Origin of the sequence: Novosphingobium sp. SL115, assembly GCF_026672515.1 — a bacterium.
In the GTDB taxonomy this organism is placed as follows: domain Bacteria; phylum Pseudomonadota; class Alphaproteobacteria; order Sphingomonadales; family Sphingomonadaceae; genus Novosphingobium.
Genome location: NZ_JAPPRG010000002.1, coordinates 781,064 through 799,396 on the forward strand (window position 1 = coordinate 781,064; position 18,333 = coordinate 799,396).

The window sequence follows — 18,333 nt, forward strand, 5'->3', positions numbered from 1 at the left end:
TGCCGCTTGTTTCAGACCTGTGCCGGAGCCAGACGCGGGCTGAGGAAGTGGACCACGGCGAGCGCGAGCAGATAGGCGCTGGCGCATATGGCGAAGAGGATTTCGTAGCTGCCGGTGCTGTCGAGGATATAGCCGGTGAACAGGGCCATGCCCATGCCGCCCAGCGCGCCCACTGTGCCGCCGATACCGACCACCGAACCCACCGCGCCGCGCGGGAAAACGTCCGACGGCAGGGTATAGAGGTTGGCCGAGAACGCCTGATGCGCGGCGGTGGCAAGGCCGATGATGAGCACCGCTGCCCACACGCTGTCGAGGCTTTGCGCAAACCAGATGGGCAGGACCAGCAGCGCGCAGACCAGCATGGTGATCTTGCGGGCGAAGTTGGGCGTGCGGCCCGCCTTGATGAGGCGTGACGACATCCAGCCACCCGCGATCGAGCCGAAGTCCGAGATCAGATAGATTGCGGCGAGCGGCAGGCCGAAGGTCTTGAGGTCCATGTCATAGCGTTCGAACAGATAGCCCGGCAGCCAGAACAGGAAGAACCACCAGATCGGGTCGATCAGGAACTTGCCCAGCGCGTAGGCCCAGGTTTCACGCACGGTGAGCAGGCGGCTCCAGCCGATCTGTTCGACTGGGTCTGCCGGATCCTGCTGAATCCATGCGAGTTCTGCGGGCGAGACGCGCTTGTGTTCGGATGGATGGCGATAGATGAACCACCATGCCGCCAGCCACGCGATGCCGAAGATGCCGGTGATGAAGAACGCCGAGCGCCAGCCGAACCAGAGAACGAGCACGGGCACCAGCAGCGGCGTGATGATCGCGCCGACATTGGCGCCTGCGTTGAACAGGCCGATGGCAAAGGCGCGCTCGCGCTGGGGGAACCAGTCGGTTACCGCGCGAATGCCGGCGGGGAAGTTGCCGCTCTCGCCCACGCCAAGGCCGAAGCGCGCGGCGGCGAAGCTGGCGACGCCCGTGGCGAAACCGTGGGCCATGTGGCCGATGGTCCAGATGACGATGGCGACGGTGTAGCCTAGTCGCGCGCCCACCGCGTCGACGATACGGCCAAAGCCGATATACCCGATGGCGTAGGCCATCTGGAACCAGAAGACGATGTTGGCAAAGTCGCCTTCGGTCCAGCCGAATTCGGCAACCAGCGTGGGCTTGAGCACGCCGATCATCTGGCGGTCGATATAGTTGACCGCCGTGGCCGCGAACAGCAGGGCGACGATCACCCAGCGATAGCGGCCCGCCTTGGCGGCGGCGGCATCAAGCGCGGGGGCAGAAGCTTCAACCATCGTAACTCTCCCGGTTTTCACCGATATGGCGGGCGCCCGGTTCTGTCGGTGCGCCCCTTTTGCAGCTTAACGCGGTGTCGCCGCGATGATCGTGCAGCCAAGTTCGCCGCACCCTTCGAAAACGGCGCGGAAGGCTTGACCTACGGCGATCTGGTGAACGCCGGTGATTGCGCCCGACGATACCCACAATCCGCCCGAAACATCGAAGCCACGTTCGATCAGATTGGCCAGCAGAAACCGCACCGCACCGTAAGGGCCATCAAGCATGGTTGCCGCGGTGGCCGCGCCCACTTCCTGCCCGTCGATTTCGCCGCGCACCGGAATGGCGCACAGGTCCAAGTCGCGCCAGCCGTCCAGCACAGGGCCGCGCACCAGCCCGGCGTTGTTGCCGAAATCGGACACGGTGACCGGGGGGCCATCGGCATTGATGCCGGGATAGGGGGAACTGGCGATTTCGATGCCAAGGCGCACATCATCGAGGATGGCCTTGGTACCGGCGTCATCGGTGGGCACGGGGCCGGAAAAGCCGGGTGCGACATGCAGCAGGATTTCCGCTTCTGCCGCAGCAAAGCCGCCGACATAGACCGGCATGGCGGGCACTTCACCATCGGCGGCATCCACCACATCGGCGGTGAAGATAGGGCCGGACAGGCGGTTTGCGCCCAGTACGCCATCAAGCGGCGGGTTGATTCGGCCAACCTTCCAGCCTGCCACAGGGCGACCGTCGATCATGATCGCGCGGTCCTGAATGGTATAGGCGGTGCCCAGTTCGCGCGGGGTGATGCCGGGATAGACCGGCAGCGCACGGGCTTCGCGGCGGGCGCTGACAAATGCATGCGCCACGGTTTCGGGCGCGCTCATTTCCGCCTGTTCGTTCAACTCTATCCCCATTCCCATGTCCTTCGATCAACCGGCTGCGTATAGGAAACCGGTGTCATTAACAAGTGTCCGTGTAGAGCGCCTATCCCGTTTGCGGGTGGTTCGCGCCCATCGGTCCGGCGTTGTTGTCGATGTTGGTAACCGGTGTCATTGGTGGTAGCATTGCAATTGTGCCGATGCAACGGCTAGGACGGGCCATGCGCTGACACCGGTGGAGCGCAAGAGATGGGCGGGAATGGCGTGAAGGCGAAACGCGAAGGCAAGCCGACGATCAACGACGTGGCGCGCATCGCGGGCGTTTCGAAAAAGACCGTCAGCCGGGTTATCAACCGGTCGCCGCTGCTGAACGAAGCGACGCGCGAAAAGGTGGAAGCGGTGATTGCGGACCTGGGTTACGTGCCCAATCCGCAGGCCCGCGCGCTGGCGCTGCGGCGCAATTTCCTGATCGGACTGATCCATGACAACCCCAATGCGCAGATGGTGCTGGGGGTGCAGGAAGGCATTCTTTCGGCGATTCGCGACACCGAATTTGCGTTGGTGGTGCGCCCGGTGAACCGCCGTTCGCCCGATATGCTGGACGATGTGCGCAGCTTTCTGGAACAGCAGCGCCTGTTTGGCGTGCTGCTGCTCCCGCCGATTTCCGAAAACGATGATCTGGCGGCCTTGTGCGAGGAACTGGGCGTAAGCTGGGTGCGCATGGGGTCGGCGCGACTCGATGGCGATGAGCATATGGTTGCGTCCAACGACCGCGAGGCGGTGGGCAAGGCAGTGGGCTATCTCATCGAGCGCGGCCACCGGCACATCGGCTTTGTTGCCGGGCCGGAAGGGTTCCGTTCGGCGGCGGAGCGCGAGCAGGGCTATCGTGATGCGATGGCGGCGGCGGGGCTGGCGCTGGACCCGGCGGTGATGGCCGAGGGCAACTATACCTTCGAAACCGGGCACGCGGCGGGGGAACGCCTGCTGGCGGCAGATCCGCGCCCCACCGCGATCTTTGCCAGCAACGATGAAATGGCGGCAGGCGTGCTGCACGCCGCGCGCGAACAGGGCATTGTCGTGCCCGATGCGCTGTCCATCGTGGGTTTCGACGATACCGCGATTGCCGCACATATCTGGCCCCCGCTGACCACGGTGCGCTGGCCCATCGTGGCCATGGCCAAGGCGGCGGCGTTGAAGCTGATCGACCCGGCGGATGCGCGCAAGCAGCCTTCGCATTTCTTGTCTGACCTGATCGAGCGGGCTTCGGTGGCTTCGGTCTGAACCAGTGACCCATGCTCCGATGCATAGCCCAAGAATGGGCTTGCGTGATTTTATGACACCGGTTACCTACGAGACAACTTTGACACATCGACCCACCGGACGCAGATGCCGGAGCAAGAGGGGATTTCCATGAAGATCGCGCTCATCATCGAAAACAGCCAGGCCGCCAAGAGCAGCCTTGTCCACGAATCGCTGACCGCCGTGGCACAGCCGCTGGGCCATGAAGTTTTCCATTACGGCATGTACACGCCTGAAGATAAGGCTTCGCTGACCTATGTGATGAACGGGCTGCTGACCGGCATCCTGCTTAATTCCGGCGCGGCTGATTTCGTGGTGACCGGTTGCGGCACGGGCATGGGTTCGATGCTCGCGGCCAATGCCATGCCGGGCGTGTTCTGCGGCCTGGTGATCGACCCTACGGACGCTTTCCTGTTCGGCCAGATCAACGACGGCAATGCCATTTCGATGCCCTATTCCAAGGGCTTTGGCTGGGCCGCCGAACTGAACCTGCAGGACGTTTACGCCAAGCTGTTCGATGGCGAACGCGGCCTTGGTTATCCTAGGGAACGTGCGGCGATCATGAAAACCAACCGCGGCATCCTGAAGGATCTGAAGGCGGCTTCGTGCCGTGACATGCTGACCGTGCTGAAGACGGTGGATCAGGACCTGCTGAAGGCCACCGTGGCTGGCGAGAAGTTTGCCGAATACTTCTATGCCAACTGCAAGGACGAGGCGATTGCCGCCTACTTGCGTGAAGTGACCGCCTGAACACCTGCGGCCAGAAAACCTGCGACCAGCACACCTGCGCAACGCGGGAGAGGATATAATGAGCAGCTTTGATCTTTCAGGCCGCGTCGCGGTCGTCACCGGCGCGAACACCGGGATCGGACAGGGTATTGCCGTGGCGCTGGCGGCGGCGGGGGCAGATATTGCAGCCGTTGGCCGCACCCCTGCGGAAGAAACCGCTGCACTGGTGCGGGGCCTTGGTCGCAAGTGCGAACTGGTGGGGGCGGACCTTTCATCCATCGCGCCGGTGAGCAGCGTGGTCGATTACGTGGTCGAAACGCTGGGCGGGCTGGATATTCTGGTCAACAATGCGGGCATCATCCGCCGCGCCGATGCGGTGGATTTTACCGAGGAAGACTGGGATGCGGTGGTGGACACCAACCTCAAGTCGGTGTTCTTCCTCAGCCAAGCTGCCGGACGTCACATGATCGCCAAGGCCGAAAAGACCGGGCAGCGTGGCAAGATCATCAACATCGCCTCGATGCTCAGCTTTCAGGGCGGCATCCGCGTGCCCAGCTATACCGCAAGCAAGAGCGGCGTGGCGGGGCTGACCAAGCTGCTGGCGTGCGAATGGGCGGCCAAAGGCGTGAACGTGAACGCGATTGCGCCGGGCTATATCGCCACCAATAATACGGCGGCCTTGCAGGCGGACGAAAACCGCAATCGCCAGATCATGGAGCGCATTCCCGAAGGCCGCTGGGGCAGCCCGGAAGACATCGGCGGTGCGGCGGTGTTCCTTGCCAGCAAGGCGGCGGATTATGTGCAGGGCCATATTCTGGCGGTCGATGGCGGCTGGCTGGCGCGATGAGCGGGCGGGTCGTCTGCTTTGGCGAGATGCTGTTGCGCCTGTCACCGCCGGGCGCGCGGATGATGGTGCAGGCGGACAGTCTGGACATGGTGGTCGGCGGGGCGGAAGCCAACGTCGCCGCCGCGCTGGCATCGCTGGGGCATGACACCCGCATGGTCACGCTGCTGCCCGACAGCCCGCTGGGTGATCGGGCGCGCGCGGCGCTGGGTGCTGCGGGCGTGGATACGCGCTTTGTGGTGCGCAGTCGCGGGCGGATGGGCCTGTATTTCATGGAACCGGGGGCGGGGCTTCGGCCATCCTCGATCACCTATGACCGCGCAGGGTCGGCCTTCGCCATGGCCGATGTGGGCGCGTTTGACATGGATGGGGCGCTGGCGGGGGCTGGCCTGCTGCACGTTTCTGGCATCACCCCGGCGCTGGGGCCGAATGGCGTGGCGCTCGCGCGGGCCAGCGTGGCGGCGGCGCGGGCGGCGGGGGTGCCGATCTGCTTTGACGGCAATTACCGCGCGCAGTTGTGGGAAAGCTGGGACAGCGATCCGCGTTCGATCCTGACCGAACTGGTGGGCGCGGCGACGGTGCTGATCGGCAACCACCGCGATATCTCGCTGCTGCTCGGCAAGGCTTTTTCGGGCGACGGCGCGGAACGGCGGCGCGAAGCGGTGGATGCGGCCTTTGCCGCGTTCCCGAACCTTGAACTGGTGGCATCGACCGCGCGCCATGTGGTGTCCAGCGATCATCATCGCATCGCCGCGCGGGTGGACACGCGCAAGGGCAAGCACCAGACCGCCGAGATCGACGTGACCGGCATTGTCGACCGCATCGGCACCGGCGATGCCTACGCCGCGGGCGTGCTGCACCAGTGGCTGACCGGTGGCGATGAACAGGCCATGGCCGAATGCGGGTTGGCGCTGGCCGCGCTCAAGCATTCGCTGCCGGGCGATTTCTGCCTGATCGGGCAGGCTGAGCTTGCGGCGTTTTCGGCTGAGGGCGGTGATGTCCGCCGGTAAGGGTTTTTCGCGCCGCGCCGTGATGGGCGGCGGGGCGGCGCTGGTTTCTGCGCCGCTGCTGGCGCGCGTAGGTGATCCGAAGGTTGGGCGCTTTACCGGCTTGCGCGAACAAGGCGTGCAGGCGTTCAAGGGCATCCGGTATGGGCGTGCGGCGCGGTTTGAACGCGCGGTGGCCGAACCTGCGGGCGCGGCGACAAAGGCACAAGGCTTTGCCGCCATCGCGCCGCAGCGGGGCAATCCTGATGAGGCGCAGGCGGAGGACTGCCTGTTCCTGAACGTGTGGACGCCCGATGCGCACTCAAAGGCGCGGCGCGCGGTCATGGTCTATTTCCATGGCGGCGCCTATTCCAACGGCACGGTCACCGATCCGCTGACGCACGGGGCACGGCTGGCCGCGCAAGGCGACGTGGTGGTGGTGACGGTGAACCACCGGTTGAATGCACTGGGCTATGCCTGGCTGAAACCGTTCGGATCCCGCTTTGCCGACAGCGGCAATCTGGGGCAGTTGGACCTTATCCTGGCGCTGGAATGGGTGCGCGACAATATCGCAGCTTTCGGCGGTGATCCGGCGCAGGTCATGGTGTTTGGCCAGTCGGGCGGGGGCGCGAAGATTGCCACGCTGATGGCGATGCCTGCTGCCAAGGGCCTGTTCCATGCGGCTGCGACGATGAGCGGGCAGCAAGTGGTTGCCAGCGGGCCGATGAATGCGTGGAAGCGCACGCAGGCGCTGTTCGCCGCGCTGAAATTGCAGCCCGGCGATGTGGAAACGCTGCGCACCATGCCGCTGGCGCGGATTGTCGAGGCGCTGGGCGCGACCGATCCGGTAATGGGATCAGGCCCGGTCTATTTCGGGCCGGTGCTGGACATGACCCACCTGCCGCGCCACCCGTTCTGGCCCGATGCGCCGTCGCAATCGCACCACATTCCGATGATCCTTGGCAACACGCGGGAGGAGACGCGGGCGTTCATCGATCCGCGCGGGGCGAAATTGCAAGGGCTGGACTGGAGCAATCTGGCGATGCGGATTGCGCCGGAAATCAAGATCGACCTCGATGTGCATTGGGTGGTGGCGCAATATCGCGCGCAATACCCGCAGTGGACGCCAGCCCAAGTGTTCTATGCCGCGACCACGGCGGGCCGATCATGGCCGGGGCAGGTGATCGAGGCGGATGCCCGCGCGAAAGCGGGGGCGGGGGCAACGTGGGTCTATCAACTTGATCGCACATCGCCGGTCGATCCGTTGCGCGGAGCGGCGCACACCGACGATATCCCTTATGTGTTCGGCACGCTGGACGCGCCGGGCAGCATGAGCGGGACCGATGCGCGCGCGCGCGCCACCCGCGATGCGATGGTGCGCGCGTTTACCGGCCTTGCGAAGACCGGAAAGCCGGGGCTGGCCGACTGGACGCCCTATGCCCTGCCAAACCGGGCGACGCTGGTGGTGGATGACGGGGCCTTTGCCGTGGTCAGTGACCCGCGCCGTTGGGAGCGCGAGCTTTGGAGTATTGCGCCCTACGTTCAGCCGGGGAGTTGATCCGGTCTTGTGACCTATCCCTGTTGTGCATTACGGCCAGACATAGAGGCGGGGCGAATGGTCCGCTTTGGCCTGGGGGCTATATGTTCGTCCACATCTTCGCATTCAAATGGAAAGACGCGGCTACCGCTGCACACGTTGATGCGGCCGTTCGTGCCGTCGTGGCTTTTCGGGGCGTGGTCGATGGATTGTCCGATGTGTTCATCGGCAGCAATGTGTCTGACAACGCGCCCGAATATACCACCACCGCGGCCATGATGTTTGCCAGCCGTCAGGCCTATGACGCCTATGTCGTCCATCCTGCGCATGTGGCGTTGCTCGACTGGCTGGTGCCGCTGATCGACCCGATCGAACTGGATTTTGAAGCGGTGATACAAGATGCCTGATTAGGGCACCTTGTGTGCGGAGGACGAGGCGGTCGGTTCCTTGACCGGGTAGCTGACGATCAGCGCCAGCGGCTTGTCGCCCTTTTGCCAGATGCCCACGGTTGCGCCCTCGTAGAGATAGGCGGTCATACCCTTGGTCAGGGTGGCGCGCTGGCCGTCTGACAGGACTTCGCCTTCGCCTTCCAGCACGTAATAGACTTCATCGTGCGCGATGGGGTGTTCGCCAATGGCCGCGCCCACGTCCAGCGTGCGACGGCGGAATTCCATGCGGCGCGGTTGCGGTGCCTTGTCGCTGATGCGCCATGCGGTGCTCATGCCGATAGCGCCGTGCGGGGTGGGTTCGCGGCGCATCGTGTCGGCTTCATCGATCACGGCCATGGGCGGCGCTGCGACGGCAAGGATCAGGGGAAGGAGGGCGTTCATGGGCGAGTCTCCTTCGCAGTTTCGCGCATCTGCTGGTCACGGGCAGAGAGCTTTTCCTGCGCGCCTGCTTTCTGGCCCGGATAGCGGCCAGATTTCGGCGTCATCGTGTCCAGATTCCAATCGGCTTCGACAAATGGCGCATGGGTGGGCACCGGATGGGGATAGCCCCCGACTTCGCTTTCATCGTCGATGATATCCCCGCGTCCTTCGGCGACGAAGAACAGCACACGGATATCATCGGGCGCGCGGTCCCATGGCCTTGCGCCCACGGTTTGCAGCACGGATGTTTCGACATCGGCAGATGGCAGTACGCTGTAGCGTGAAAGGTCGGTCATCGGGGCTTTGGCAGCGATGAGTTTGGCGCGTGTTTCGCCATAGCGGCCAAACTGCGGCAGTGGATTGCCGTGGCGGTCAACCGCGCGGTTGTCCTTGCCATAGAACTGCAGGTCACCATCGCCGCCCAGCATCAGGAACGGCATGCCGGGATCGGTATCGTTGCCGCCGCGCATCACGTTGCCAACGGCGGTGATCTGGCCGGTGACGTAATCGTGGCCGGTCCATTCCAGATTCATCAGGTTGTAGTGCACCGCGCGGTGGCCGGGATTGAAGATCACGTTGTTGACCATGGTCACCTGCGCCCCGCCTTTTACCAGCGGCGCGCGTTCCACGTTATGCGCCCAGACGTTGCGGTAGAAGGTGATGTTGGTGGCATTATCGTGGATCAGAGAACCCTTGGAATGCTCGCCCTTGGGATGGCTGGAATTGGCGAGGCCTTCTGCCGCCAGATTTTCGCGGAACAGCACGTCATGGCTGGTGCCTGCACGCCATTCCGCCACGGTATTGCCGGTAAAGCGCGGGCCGGAAGCGGACATGTTTTCGTCCAGCGCCCACAGGAAGCTGCAATGTTCGACCACCACGTTATGCGCGGCGGCAGTGGAAAAAGCGTCGGCTTCCCAACCTGAAAGTTTGGCCTGACCGTCCGCCCCGGTCATCACCCGCAAGTGCGAAAGCACCACGTCATGGGTCTTCAGATCGATGCCGCCCTTGATGATGGTCACGCCCGGTGATGGCGCGGTTTGCCCGGCCACGGTCAGATAGGGTTCGGTGATTTCCAGCGTGTCGCGGCCAAGGTCGATCACACCTGCCACTTCGAACACGACCGTGCGCGGCCCTTTGGCTGAAACCGCCTCTTGCAGCGAACCGGGACCGGTCTTGGCAAGGGTGGTAACGCGAATGATTCGCCCGCCAGCCCCGCCCTTTGTTGGATCGGCAGGGTGCGGCTGTGCCAGCGCCGTGCCAGCCGCCAGGCTGATGAGAAGGGCAGAAAACGTGGCTTTTTGCAACATGTTGCGCATGATCGACTCTCCCATTGCCTCGGTTATTGACATGAGCGGGCGGGAAGGGCAATAAATAATGACACCGGTTACCGCAGTCGGACAGTGAGAGCTGGCGCAGGGACCGGAGAGACTGGCTGGCAAGGGGCGATCCCGTGCCAGCGGTGGGAGTAGTGGTGCCAGGGCTGATGAGGCGTATTCGCGCTTGTCTCTTTGACACCGGTAGCAATTGCCCTGAAAAGGGGTGTCGAGGGGATTAGACATGCGTAGTCAGGTTTCGCGCGTTTCGCTGGTGAAGTTGGCCTTGCTGGCCGGGGGCGCGCTGATGGCACCGTCCATCGCGCAGGCACAGGACGCTGCCAGTGCTGAAACGCAGGTGGCCGCTGAAGAAGGCGCGCCGGCAGAAGACGCCATCGTCGTCACCGGTTTCCGCCAGTCGCTGCAGGCGGCAATCAACGTCAAGAAGAACGCGGTCGGTGCGGTTGACGCCATCGTCGCCGAAGACATCGCCAAGTTCCCCGACCAGAACCTTGCCGAATCGCTGCAGCGCATTCCCGGCATCTCGATTTCGCGCGACGCCGGTGAAGGCCGCGCCATCACCGTGCGCGGTCTTTCCAGCCAGTTCACCCGAGTTCGCGTCAACGGCCTTGAAACCGTTGCCACGTCGACCGACGGTGCCAGCTCCAACCGCGACCGCGCGTTCGATTTCAACGTCTTTGCATCGGAACTGTTCAGCTCCATCGTAGTCCACAAGACCGCCGAAGCCAGCCTTGATGAAGGTTCGCTGGGCGCGGTGGTCGATCTGAACACCGGCAACCCGTTGGGTGGCAAGGCCGGGTTTACCGGGGTTGCCTCGGTCGTCGGCACATATAACGATCTGTCAGACTATGTCGGCCCGCGCCTTGCCGGGCTGCTGAGCTGGCGCAACGATGCAGGCACGTTCGGCGTTGCCGTATCGGCCGCTTATCAGAAGACCAAGGTGCTGGAGCTGGGCAACAACACCGTGCGCTGGTCACAGGCGCGCTTCGATTCGGTTGATGGCACCAACTGCTTCACCACGCCCAACAGCGGCGGCAGCTATCGCGCTAGCGCCGCATGCGACAAGGCCGCGCTGGCATTCCACCCGCGCATTCCGCGTTATGGTGAAGTGAAGCATGACCGCGAACGTCTGGGTGTGACCGGATCGGTGCAGTTTGCCCCCAGCGACGCCACCAAGTTCTCGATCGACGGGCTTTATTCGCGCTTCAATGCGGACCGTGAAGAACAGTGGGGCGAAGTCCTGCTGCGCAGCAACGAACGCTCAATCAATGTCGTGAACCCGGTTTACGACGCCAATAACAACATGGTTTCGGCCACGCTGAACGATGCTTGGGTGCGCACCGAACACTACCTGCGCAAGAGCAAGACCGAGTTTTACCAGATCGGTGGTACCTGGGATCAGGACGTGTCGGATTCGCTGCGCTTCACCCTGCTGGGCGGCTTCTCGAAGTCGGACGCGGATATCCCTGTCGAAACCACGATGATCTTCGATGATCGCGATGCGCAGGGCTATAGCTACGACTATACCGACATGAAGCATCCGAAGCTGACCTTCGGGACCAGCGTGACGGATCCGGCCAACTTCCAGCTTGCCGAAATCCGCGACCGCCCTTCCAGCGTGGTCAACAAGTTCAAGACCGTGCAATTCCGGACCGAATGGGACGTGGCGGAAGGTTTCACGATCAAGGCTGGCGGCATGTGGCGCCGGTTTGATTTCGATACCGAATCCTACACCCGCGATACGGCAGTGTGCGGCAATGGCGGCGTTGACCGTATCTTCGGCACGATCAACTGTTCGTCCACATCGGCTTTCGGCCCCACCGCTGTCTATGGCATTCCGGTGACGGCGGCGATGGCGCAACTGTTCAATCTGGGCAGTGCGGGCCAGCCTTCGGGCAACACCAATTCGTGGCTTGTGCCCAATCTGGATGCGACCACGGCGCTGACCAAGCTGTATGACCGTGCGCTGGTGGCCGATGCGGGCAATATCCGTGGTGTGCGTGAAACCACCAAGGGCGGTTACCTGCAGTTCGATGGCAAGGGTGAGGCGTTCGGCCTGCCTTATGCGCTCAACGCCGGTATGCGTTATGTGAAGACGGAACAGTCGTCCTATGGTCTGGTCAGCGGCGTTACCGCCACGGTTGCGCGTAGCTATGAAGACTGGCTGCCGTCGATGAACCTTGCGCTCTATCCGTCGGAAAGCGTGATCGTGCGCGGTGCGATTGCCGAAGTCATCACGCGGCCTTCGCTGGGTTCGCTGACGCCGGGTGGTTCGGCTGACGGGTTCAACTTCCGCGTCACCAGCGGCAACCCGTTCCTCGATCCGTTCCGTGCCACCAACTATGACCTTGCGGTGGAATGGTATTTCGCTCCGCAGGCGCTGATTTCGGTGGCGGGCTTCATCAAGGATATCCAGAGCTTCACCCAGTCTGCGGCGATCACCGAAGCGACGTTTGCGCAGACCGGCCTTCCGGTATCGGTGCTGAACCCGTCGTCGCCAGCCGCGCTCAACCCCGCGCTGCTCAACCAGCCGATCTGGACGTTGAGCACCACGGTCAATGGCACCGGTGCGACGCTGAAGGGTATCGAACTGGCAGCGCAAGTGCCGTTCAAGATCTTTACCGAAGGCTTCCTTGGCAATTTCGGCCTGATCCTGAACGCGACCTTCATCGACAGCAATGCCGATTACACCGTGCAGGGTCCAGCGACCGTGCCGGGTGGTGCATTGGTGAACATGGTGCGCAGTGCGGCGCTCGCCAACGTGTCGAAGGAAGCTTACAACGGCACCTTCTATTACGATGATGGCACGTTCTCGGCCCGCGTGATGGGCACCTATCGCAGCCGTTACCACGAAGGCGCCAGCGGCACCGGCAACGTGCTGGAAGGCTATGGCTCGATGTTCAACCTCGATGCCTCGATGCGTCTGAAGCTGACCGATTGGGTCGAAATCTCGCTGGAAGGCAACAACCTGCTGGATACCTATCGCTATCGCTACACCGATATTGATGCCGACCGTAACTATGAGAACAATCACTTCGGTCGCAACATCCTGGTGGGTGCGCGCTTCAAGTACTGAACCTGCTCTCTCCGGCCGGGCAGTGCCTCCTAAGCTGCCCGGCCACCTCATTTTTGCACAACAAGGAGCCGCCATGACCATTGATCGTCGATCCTTCATGGCGGCTTCTCTTGTGTCTGCGGTTACGGCGGGAAAAGTTGCTGCGCAGACGCCGCCACCCTTCGTGGCAGGGGGTGCATTGCCGCCGGGGCTGCCGCAGCCGTCCGAAACCATCGACCTGTGGCCTAGGGGGGCGCCGGGAATGCGGGCAAAGCCGCCGGTTGAAATGGTGCAGGAACGATCGACCGACGCGCTGGTAACCGACCGCGCGGTGGCAGGCATTGTGCGCCCGCGTATGGCGGTGTTCCGGCCTGACCGGCCCAATGGTGCGGCAGTTCTCATCACCCCCGGAGGCGGGTATCGCTGGGTCGTAGTCGACAAGGAAGGCTATGAAATGGGCCGCTGGCTGGCGGCGCGCGGGTTCACCGCGTTTGTCCTGTTCTATCGCTTGCCCGGTGATGGCTGGGCCGCAGGGCCGGACGTGGCGCTGGCCGATGCGCAGCGTGCCACGCGGCTGATCCGCCACCGCGCGCGCGATTATGCCATCGACCCGGAACGCGTTTCGGCCATGGGGTTTTCGGCAGGCGGCCATGTTTGCGCCGATCTTGCCACGCGGTTCGCCGCATCGGTGTATGAGGGGATCGATGCGGCGGACCGTCTTTCGGCCAAGCCGCACAGCGCCGCGCCGATCTATCCGGTGGTGTCGATGACCGCGCCCGATGCCCATGCCGGTTCGCGCGAAATGCTGGTGGGCAAGACCGCCTCGCCTGCGCTGGAAGCGACGCATTCGCCCCACCTGAATGTTCCCGCCAATGCGCCGCCGTTCTTCCTGCTCCACGCCGAAGACGATGAATCGGTGCCGGTGAACAACACCCTGCTGCTGCGCGCGGCCTTGAAGGAGAAGAAGGTGCGCGTTGAAACCCATCTGTTCGAATGTGGCGGCCACGGCTTTGGCCTGCGCAAAGCAATCGGCAAGCCGGTGGAAGTGTGGCCCGACCTGTGGCGCGCATGGGCGCGCACGACGGGGCTGGCCCTATGATTGATGGGGTGACCGTCGACCGGCGCGATGCGATCAAATCGGCGGCGCTTGCCGCTCTCGGCCTTGCGGCTCCTCTCCCCGCAAGTGCCGCCCCGGCGCAATCCCTCCCTCCCGCACCTGCGGCGCGCCGGGGCCTCGATAACCAGCGCATCGCCGATCTGGGCGATGGCACGTTCCTGAATCCGGTGCTGTCGGGCGACCGGCCCGATCCGGCGATCCTCAAAGACGGGAAAGACTATTACCTCACTTTCTCCAGCTTCGAGAGCTATCCCGGCCTGCTGATCTGGCATTCGCGCGATCTGGTGAACTGGTGCCCACGCAAACCCGCGCTGCACCGGAACATCGGCTCGGTCTGGGCGGTCAGCCTCGAAAAGCACAAGGGCCGCTATTACCTGTATATTCCGGTCAAGGCGTCCCCGCAGAACGACACGTTCGTGATCTGGGCCGACCATATCGACGGGCCGTGGAGCGATCCTGTGCCCTTGGGCCTGCCTAACCATATCGATCCCTGCCATGCCGTTGGTGAAGACGGTTCGCGCTGGCTGTTCCTTTCAGGCGGGGACCGGGTGCGGCTTTCGGACGATGGCCTGAGCCTCGCTGGGCCGGTCGAACACGTTTACGATCCGTGGCGCTATCCCGATGAATGGGATGTGGAAGGCTTTGCCCCCGAAGGGCCGAAGATCCACCGCGTTGGCAAGTGGTTCTATATGCTGACGGCAGTGGGTGGCACGGCTGGCCCACCCACCGGGCACATGGTCATTGCCGCGCGGTCGAAATCCATCCACGGCCCATGGGAACAGCACCCCGGCAACCCGCTGGTGCGCACCACCGATATCCGCGAAGGCTGGTGGTCACGCGGCCATGCCAGCCTTGTCGAAGCGCCCGATGGTTCGTGGTGGAGCCTGTATCACGGATTCGAGAACGGCTTCTGGACGCTGGGCCGTCAGTGCCTGCTCGACCCCATCGAATGGACCGCCGATGGCTGGTTCCACATGAAAGGCGGCGATCTGTCGCAGCCTTTGCCCAAGCCCAAGGGCGGGCAAGCGCTGCCCCACGGCATGGCGCTGTCCGATCAGTTTGCCACTTTGCAGCTTGGCACCAAATGGTCGTTCTTCCGCCCCGCACCGGATGAAGCTGCGCGGGTGCGGGTGGCGGACAATACGCTGTTCCTGAAAGGGAAAGGGCTGGCTCCCTCCACCGGATCGCCGCTGCTGCTGATTGCGGGCGACACGTCCTATCAGTTCGAATGCGACATCGAACTGGCACCGGGTGCGACTGCCGGGCTGGTGCTGTTCTATGACGACAAGCTCTATGCCGGGCTGGGCTTCGATGCGCAGCGCTTTGTCACCCATCAATATGGCATGGAGCGCGGCCGCCCGGCCAACCCGCATGGGGCTACCATGCGCATCCGTGTGACCAACCGTCGCCACATCATCAGCTATCACACCTCTGGCGATGGCGGGAAAACGTGGGTGAAGTTTGACCGGGGCATGGAAGTGTCCGGCTATCACCATAACGTGCGCGGCGGCTTCCTGATGCTGCGCCCCGGCCTTTACGCCGCAGGGCCGGGCGAAACCAAATTCCGCAATTTCAAATTCACCGCACTGGAACCGTAATGCTGCGTAATCTTGAATTGCATTGTGACCGGTTGTTTCCGGTTGAACCGTCTGTGCGTGGGTTGGCGCGGGAGTTGTATGCCTCGGTCAAAGGCCTGCCGATCATCAGCCCGCATGGTCACACTGATCCGCGCTGGTTTGCGGGTAACGAGACGTTCGGCAATGCGACCGAGCTACTGCTGGTGCCGGATCATTACGTGTTCCGCATGCTCTATTCGCAAGGGGTGGCGCTGGAAGATCTGGGTGTGCGCAACCGGCAAGTGGACCCGCGCGCGGCGTGGCGGTTGTTTGCCGAACGCTATGGCCTGTTCCGGGGCACGCCTTCGCGGATGTGGCTGGACTGGGTGTTTGCGCAAGTCTTCGGCATGGGCGTGCAGCTTTGCGCCGAAACCTCGGACCTGTACTTCGACACGATCACCGAGATGTTGGCCACGGATGCCTTCCGCCCGCGCGCACTGTTCGAACGCTACAACATCGAAGTGCTGGCAACCACGGAAAGCCCGCTCGACACGCTGGAGCACCATGGCGCGATCCGCGCGTCCGGGTGGCAGGGGCGGGTCATCACCGCCTATCGCCCCGATCCGGTGGTGGACCCGGAATTTGAAGGCTTTAGAGCGAACCTCGATGCGTTTTCCGCGCTGACTGGCGAGGATTGCCTGACATGGGAAGGCTACCTTGCCGCGCACCGGCAGCGCCGCGCCTTCTTCGCCACGATGGGCGCGACCAGCACCGACCATGGCCACCCCACCGCACAGACCGCCGACCTGCCGCTGGCCGAAGCCAAAGCGCTGTTCGCCAAAGTCGTGTCGGGAGACTTCACCGCGGCAGAGGCCGAACTGTTCCGCGCCCAGATGCTGACCGAGATGGCCGGGATGAGCCTTGACGATGGGCTGGTCATGCAGATCCACCCCGGATCGTTCCGCAATCACAATGCCGCCGTGTTCGAACGCTTTGGCCGTGACAAGGGCGCGGACATTCCGACGCGGACTGATTTCGTCCATGCGCTGAAGCCGCTGCTCGACCGTTATGGCAATGAGCGCGACCTTTCGATCATCCTCTTCACGCTGGATGAAAGCGTCTATGCCCGCGAACTGGCACCGCTGGCGGGGCATTACCCCTGCCTGAAGCTGGGTCCGGCATGGTGGTTCCATGACAGCCCCGAAGGGATGAAGCGCTTCCGCCATGCCACGACCGAGACGGCGGGCTTCTACAACACCGTCGGCTTCAACGACGATACCCGTGCTTTCCTGTCAATCCCGGCGCGGCACGATGTGGCGCGGCGCATCGATTGCTCCTTTCTGGCGCAGCTGGTGCTGGAACACCGGATCGAGGACTGGGAAGCGGCGGAACTGGCCACCGACCTGTCCTACAACCTTGCCAAGAAGGCCTACAGGCTGTGAGCCGTCTTTCTCCCGCAACGCTGGCCAGCCTGCCCGCCACTGTGGCGCGCCCGCTTTATGACCGGGATGCGCAGAAGGTCGGCATTGTCCACTTCGGCATTGGCGCGTTCCACCGCGCGCATCAGGCGTGGTATTGCGATGCGGCGATGAATGGTGCCAGTGAACAGGGGGGCGATCGCGACTGGATGATTACCGGCGTATCGCTGCGTTCGCCCGGCGTTGCGCGGCAGATGAACCCGCAAGGCGGGCTTTATACGCTGGCCGAGCGGTCCGCCGAAGGGACTGCCCTGCGCGTGGTCGGATCGGTGAGGAACGTGCTGGTCGCCAGCGAGGAGCCGGAGGCGGTGATTGCGGCGGTGGCCGCGCCTGACACCCGCATCGTCAGCCTGACGGTGACCGAGAAGGGTTATTGCCGCAGCGAGAGCGGCGATCTCGACTTCGCGCTCGCCCACAGTTTGAGCTTCTATTACTTCGTCACGCAGGGCCTGCTGCGGCGGCGCAAGGCGGGGCTGCCGGGGATCACTCTGCTGCCGTGCGACAATCTGGCCGACAACGGGGCAAAGCTGCACGCGCTGATGCGCCAGTATCTCGACCGGCATGAACCTGATCTGCTGGCATGGTTCGAGGATACCTGCGCCTGTCCTTCGACCATGATCGACCGCATCGTGCCCGCGACCACGGACGAGGATCGGGCGATGGTAGCCGAGGGGCTGGGGGTGGCCGAGGATCTGGGCGGGCTTGCCGATGAAGCCTGTGTCGTCACCGAACCGTTCAGCCAGTGGGTGATCGAGGACAAGTTTGCCACCCCGCGCCCCCAATGGGAAGCGGTGGGGGCAGAGCTGGTCAGTGACGTTGCGCCATATGAAACCGCCAAGCTGCGCATGCTCAACGGCGCCCATTCGATGCTCGCCTATTGCGGCCTTGCGCGCGGGCACACCTATGTTCACGAAGCGATTGGTGACCCCGAACTGCACGATCTTGCCCTGCGCCTGATGGGCCGAGAGGCTGCGCCCACAATCGCGGCCGCGCCGAACCAGAACCTTGCCGCCTATGCCGAGGCGCTGATCGCGCGCTTCGCCAATCCCAGCCTCAACCACCGGCTGATCCAGATCGCCATGGACGGCAGCCAGAAAATCCCCCAGCGCTGGCTGGAAACGCTGGCCGCCAATGCCAAGGCCGGCAAATCCTGTCCCGCCATCCTCACCGCCATCGCCGCATGGATCCGCCACCTCCAGGGCCACAACGGCACAGTCGACGACCCCATGGCCGCAAGGCTCTCCGCGCTGGCGCGCAAAGCGGACACCGCACAGGCGACGCTTGCGATATTTGCAGATGACGGCCCCATGGCTGGGACGTGGGTGCCAACGCAGGACGATATCGCGGGCCTGAGCGAAGTGGTTCTGGCCTGATTTTTC

General features: G+C 63.6%; 15 protein-coding genes. 11 read left to right on the plus strand and 4 right to left on the minus strand.

Annotated elements, in window-relative coordinates; genetic code table 11:
• Positions 1–11: 11 nt before the first annotated feature.
• Both OVA07_RS05285 and OVA07_RS05290 read right to left on the minus strand, forming a co-directional pair.
• Positions 12–1,295, minus strand: coding sequence for an MFS transporter (locus OVA07_RS05285; protein WP_268170424.1), 1,284 nt, complete (start codon positions 1,293–1,295; stop codon positions 12–14).
• A gap of 66 nt (positions 1,296–1,361) precedes the next feature.
• Positions 1,362–2,186 carry a 2-keto-4-pentenoate hydratase gene (locus OVA07_RS05290; protein WP_268170425.1) on the minus strand — a complete coding sequence of 275 codons (825 nt, stop codon included), beginning with the start codon at positions 2,184–2,186 and terminating at the stop codon, positions 1,362–1,364.
• Positions 2,187–2,414: 228 nt separating this feature from the next.
• Here OVA07_RS05290 and OVA07_RS05295 point away from each other — a divergent pair, with 228 nt between their 5' ends.
• From OVA07_RS05295 to OVA07_RS05320, 6 genes are all read left to right on the plus strand, one after another.
• Positions 2,415–3,431: a LacI family DNA-binding transcriptional regulator gene (locus OVA07_RS05295; protein ID WP_268170426.1), complete on the plus strand. Its 1,017-nt coding sequence runs from the start codon at positions 2,415–2,417 to the stop codon at positions 3,429–3,431.
• A 129-nt stretch (positions 3,432–3,560) separates the two neighbouring features.
• Positions 3,561–4,199 carry an RpiB/LacA/LacB family sugar-phosphate isomerase gene (locus OVA07_RS05300; RefSeq protein WP_268170427.1) on the plus strand — a complete coding sequence of 213 codons (639 nt, stop codon included), beginning with the start codon at positions 3,561–3,563 and terminating at the stop codon, positions 4,197–4,199.
• Between the two features lie 55 nt (positions 4,200–4,254).
• Positions 4,255–5,025: a 2-dehydro-3-deoxy-D-gluconate 5-dehydrogenase KduD gene (gene kduD / locus OVA07_RS05305; protein ID WP_268172611.1), complete on the plus strand. Its 771-nt coding sequence runs from the start codon at positions 4,255–4,257 to the stop codon at positions 5,023–5,025.
• Positions 5,022–6,032, plus strand: a complete 1,011-nt coding sequence (locus tag OVA07_RS05310; protein WP_268170428.1) for a sugar kinase — start codon at positions 5,022–5,024, stop codon at positions 6,030–6,032. The genes kduD and OVA07_RS05310 overlap by 4 nt, the downstream gene beginning before the upstream one ends.
• Positions 6,019–7,566: a carboxylesterase/lipase family protein gene (locus tag OVA07_RS05315; RefSeq protein WP_268170429.1), complete on the plus strand. Its 1,548-nt coding sequence runs from the start codon at positions 6,019–6,021 to the stop codon at positions 7,564–7,566. The genes OVA07_RS05310 and OVA07_RS05315 overlap by 14 nt, the downstream gene beginning before the upstream one ends.
• Positions 7,567–7,649: 83 nt before the next feature.
• Positions 7,650–7,952, plus strand: a complete 303-nt coding sequence (locus tag OVA07_RS05320; protein ID WP_268170431.1) for a Dabb family protein — start codon at positions 7,650–7,652, stop codon at positions 7,950–7,952.
• Here OVA07_RS05320 and OVA07_RS05325 read toward each other — a convergent pair whose 3' ends face one another.
• Both OVA07_RS05325 and OVA07_RS05330 read right to left on the minus strand, forming a co-directional pair.
• Complete coding sequence (locus tag OVA07_RS05325) at positions 7,953–8,375, minus strand: cupin domain-containing protein (protein WP_268170433.1); 423 nt, start codon at positions 8,373–8,375, stop codon at positions 7,953–7,955.
• Positions 8,372–9,730, minus strand: a complete 1,359-nt coding sequence (locus OVA07_RS05330; protein WP_268170434.1) for a pectate lyase family protein — start codon at positions 9,728–9,730, stop codon at positions 8,372–8,374. The genes OVA07_RS05325 and OVA07_RS05330 overlap by 4 nt, the downstream gene beginning before the upstream one ends.
• Positions 9,731–9,971: 241 nt before the next feature.
• Here OVA07_RS05330 and OVA07_RS05335 point away from each other — a divergent pair, with 241 nt between their 5' ends.
• The 5 genes from OVA07_RS05335 (at position 9,972) to OVA07_RS05355 (ending at position 18,327) form a co-directional block, all read left to right on the plus strand.
• Positions 9,972–12,824, plus strand: a complete 2,853-nt coding sequence (locus OVA07_RS05335; RefSeq protein WP_268170436.1) for a TonB-dependent receptor — start codon at positions 9,972–9,974, stop codon at positions 12,822–12,824.
• Between the two features lie 73 nt (positions 12,825–12,897).
• Positions 12,898–13,902, plus strand: coding sequence for an alpha/beta hydrolase (locus OVA07_RS05340; protein ID WP_268170437.1), 1,005 nt, complete (start codon positions 12,898–12,900; stop codon positions 13,900–13,902).
• Positions 13,899–15,518: a family 43 glycosylhydrolase gene (locus OVA07_RS05345; RefSeq protein WP_442789619.1), complete on the plus strand. Its 1,620-nt coding sequence runs from the start codon at positions 13,899–13,901 to the stop codon at positions 15,516–15,518. Before OVA07_RS05340 ends, OVA07_RS05345 begins: the two co-directional genes overlap by 4 nt.
• Complete coding sequence (uxaC, locus tag OVA07_RS05350; RefSeq protein WP_268170439.1) at positions 15,518–16,918, plus strand: glucuronate isomerase; 1,401 nt, start codon at positions 15,518–15,520, stop codon at positions 16,916–16,918. The genes OVA07_RS05345 and uxaC overlap by 1 nt, the downstream gene beginning before the upstream one ends.
• Positions 16,915–18,327: a mannitol dehydrogenase family protein gene (locus OVA07_RS05355; RefSeq protein ID WP_268170440.1), complete on the plus strand. Its 1,413-nt coding sequence runs from the start codon at positions 16,915–16,917 to the stop codon at positions 18,325–18,327. The genes uxaC and OVA07_RS05355 overlap by 4 nt, the downstream gene beginning before the upstream one ends.
• Positions 18,328–18,333: the final 6 nt, after the last annotated feature.

Bases quoted from the DNA above. Each gene is read 5' to 3' on its own strand.
- OVA07_RS05320 (WP_268170431.1), top strand. From the start codon at position 7,650: ATGTTCGTCCACATCTTCGCATTCAAATGGAAAGACGCGGCTACCGCT.
- OVA07_RS05285 (WP_268170424.1), bottom strand. From the start codon at position 1,295: ATGGTTGAAGCTTCTGCCCCCGCGCTTGATGCCGCCGCCGCCAAGGCG.
- uxaC (WP_268170439.1), top strand. From the start codon at position 15,518: ATGCTGCGTAATCTTGAATTGCATTGTGACCGGTTGTTTCCGGTTGAA.
- OVA07_RS05300 (WP_268170427.1), top strand. From the start codon at position 3,561: ATGAAGATCGCGCTCATCATCGAAAACAGCCAGGCCGCCAAGAGCAGC.
- OVA07_RS05310 (WP_268170428.1), top strand. From the start codon at position 5,022: ATGAGCGGGCGGGTCGTCTGCTTTGGCGAGATGCTGTTGCGCCTGTCA.
- OVA07_RS05315 (WP_268170429.1), top strand. From the start codon at position 6,019: ATGTCCGCCGGTAAGGGTTTTTCGCGCCGCGCCGTGATGGGCGGCGGG.
- OVA07_RS05290 (WP_268170425.1), bottom strand. From the start codon at position 2,186: ATGGGGATAGAGTTGAACGAACAGGCGGAAATGAGCGCGCCCGAAACC.
- OVA07_RS05335 (WP_268170436.1), top strand. From the start codon at position 9,972: ATGCGTAGTCAGGTTTCGCGCGTTTCGCTGGTGAAGTTGGCCTTGCTG.
- OVA07_RS05325 (WP_268170433.1), bottom strand. From the start codon at position 8,375: ATGAACGCCCTCCTTCCCCTGATCCTTGCCGTCGCAGCGCCGCCCATG.
- OVA07_RS05330 (WP_268170434.1), bottom strand. From the start codon at position 9,730: ATGCGCAACATGTTGCAAAAAGCCACGTTTTCTGCCCTTCTCATCAGC.
- OVA07_RS05345 (WP_442789619.1), top strand. From the start codon at position 13,899: ATGATTGATGGGGTGACCGTCGACCGGCGCGATGCGATCAAATCGGCG.
- OVA07_RS05340 (WP_268170437.1), top strand. From the start codon at position 12,898: ATGACCATTGATCGTCGATCCTTCATGGCGGCTTCTCTTGTGTCTGCG.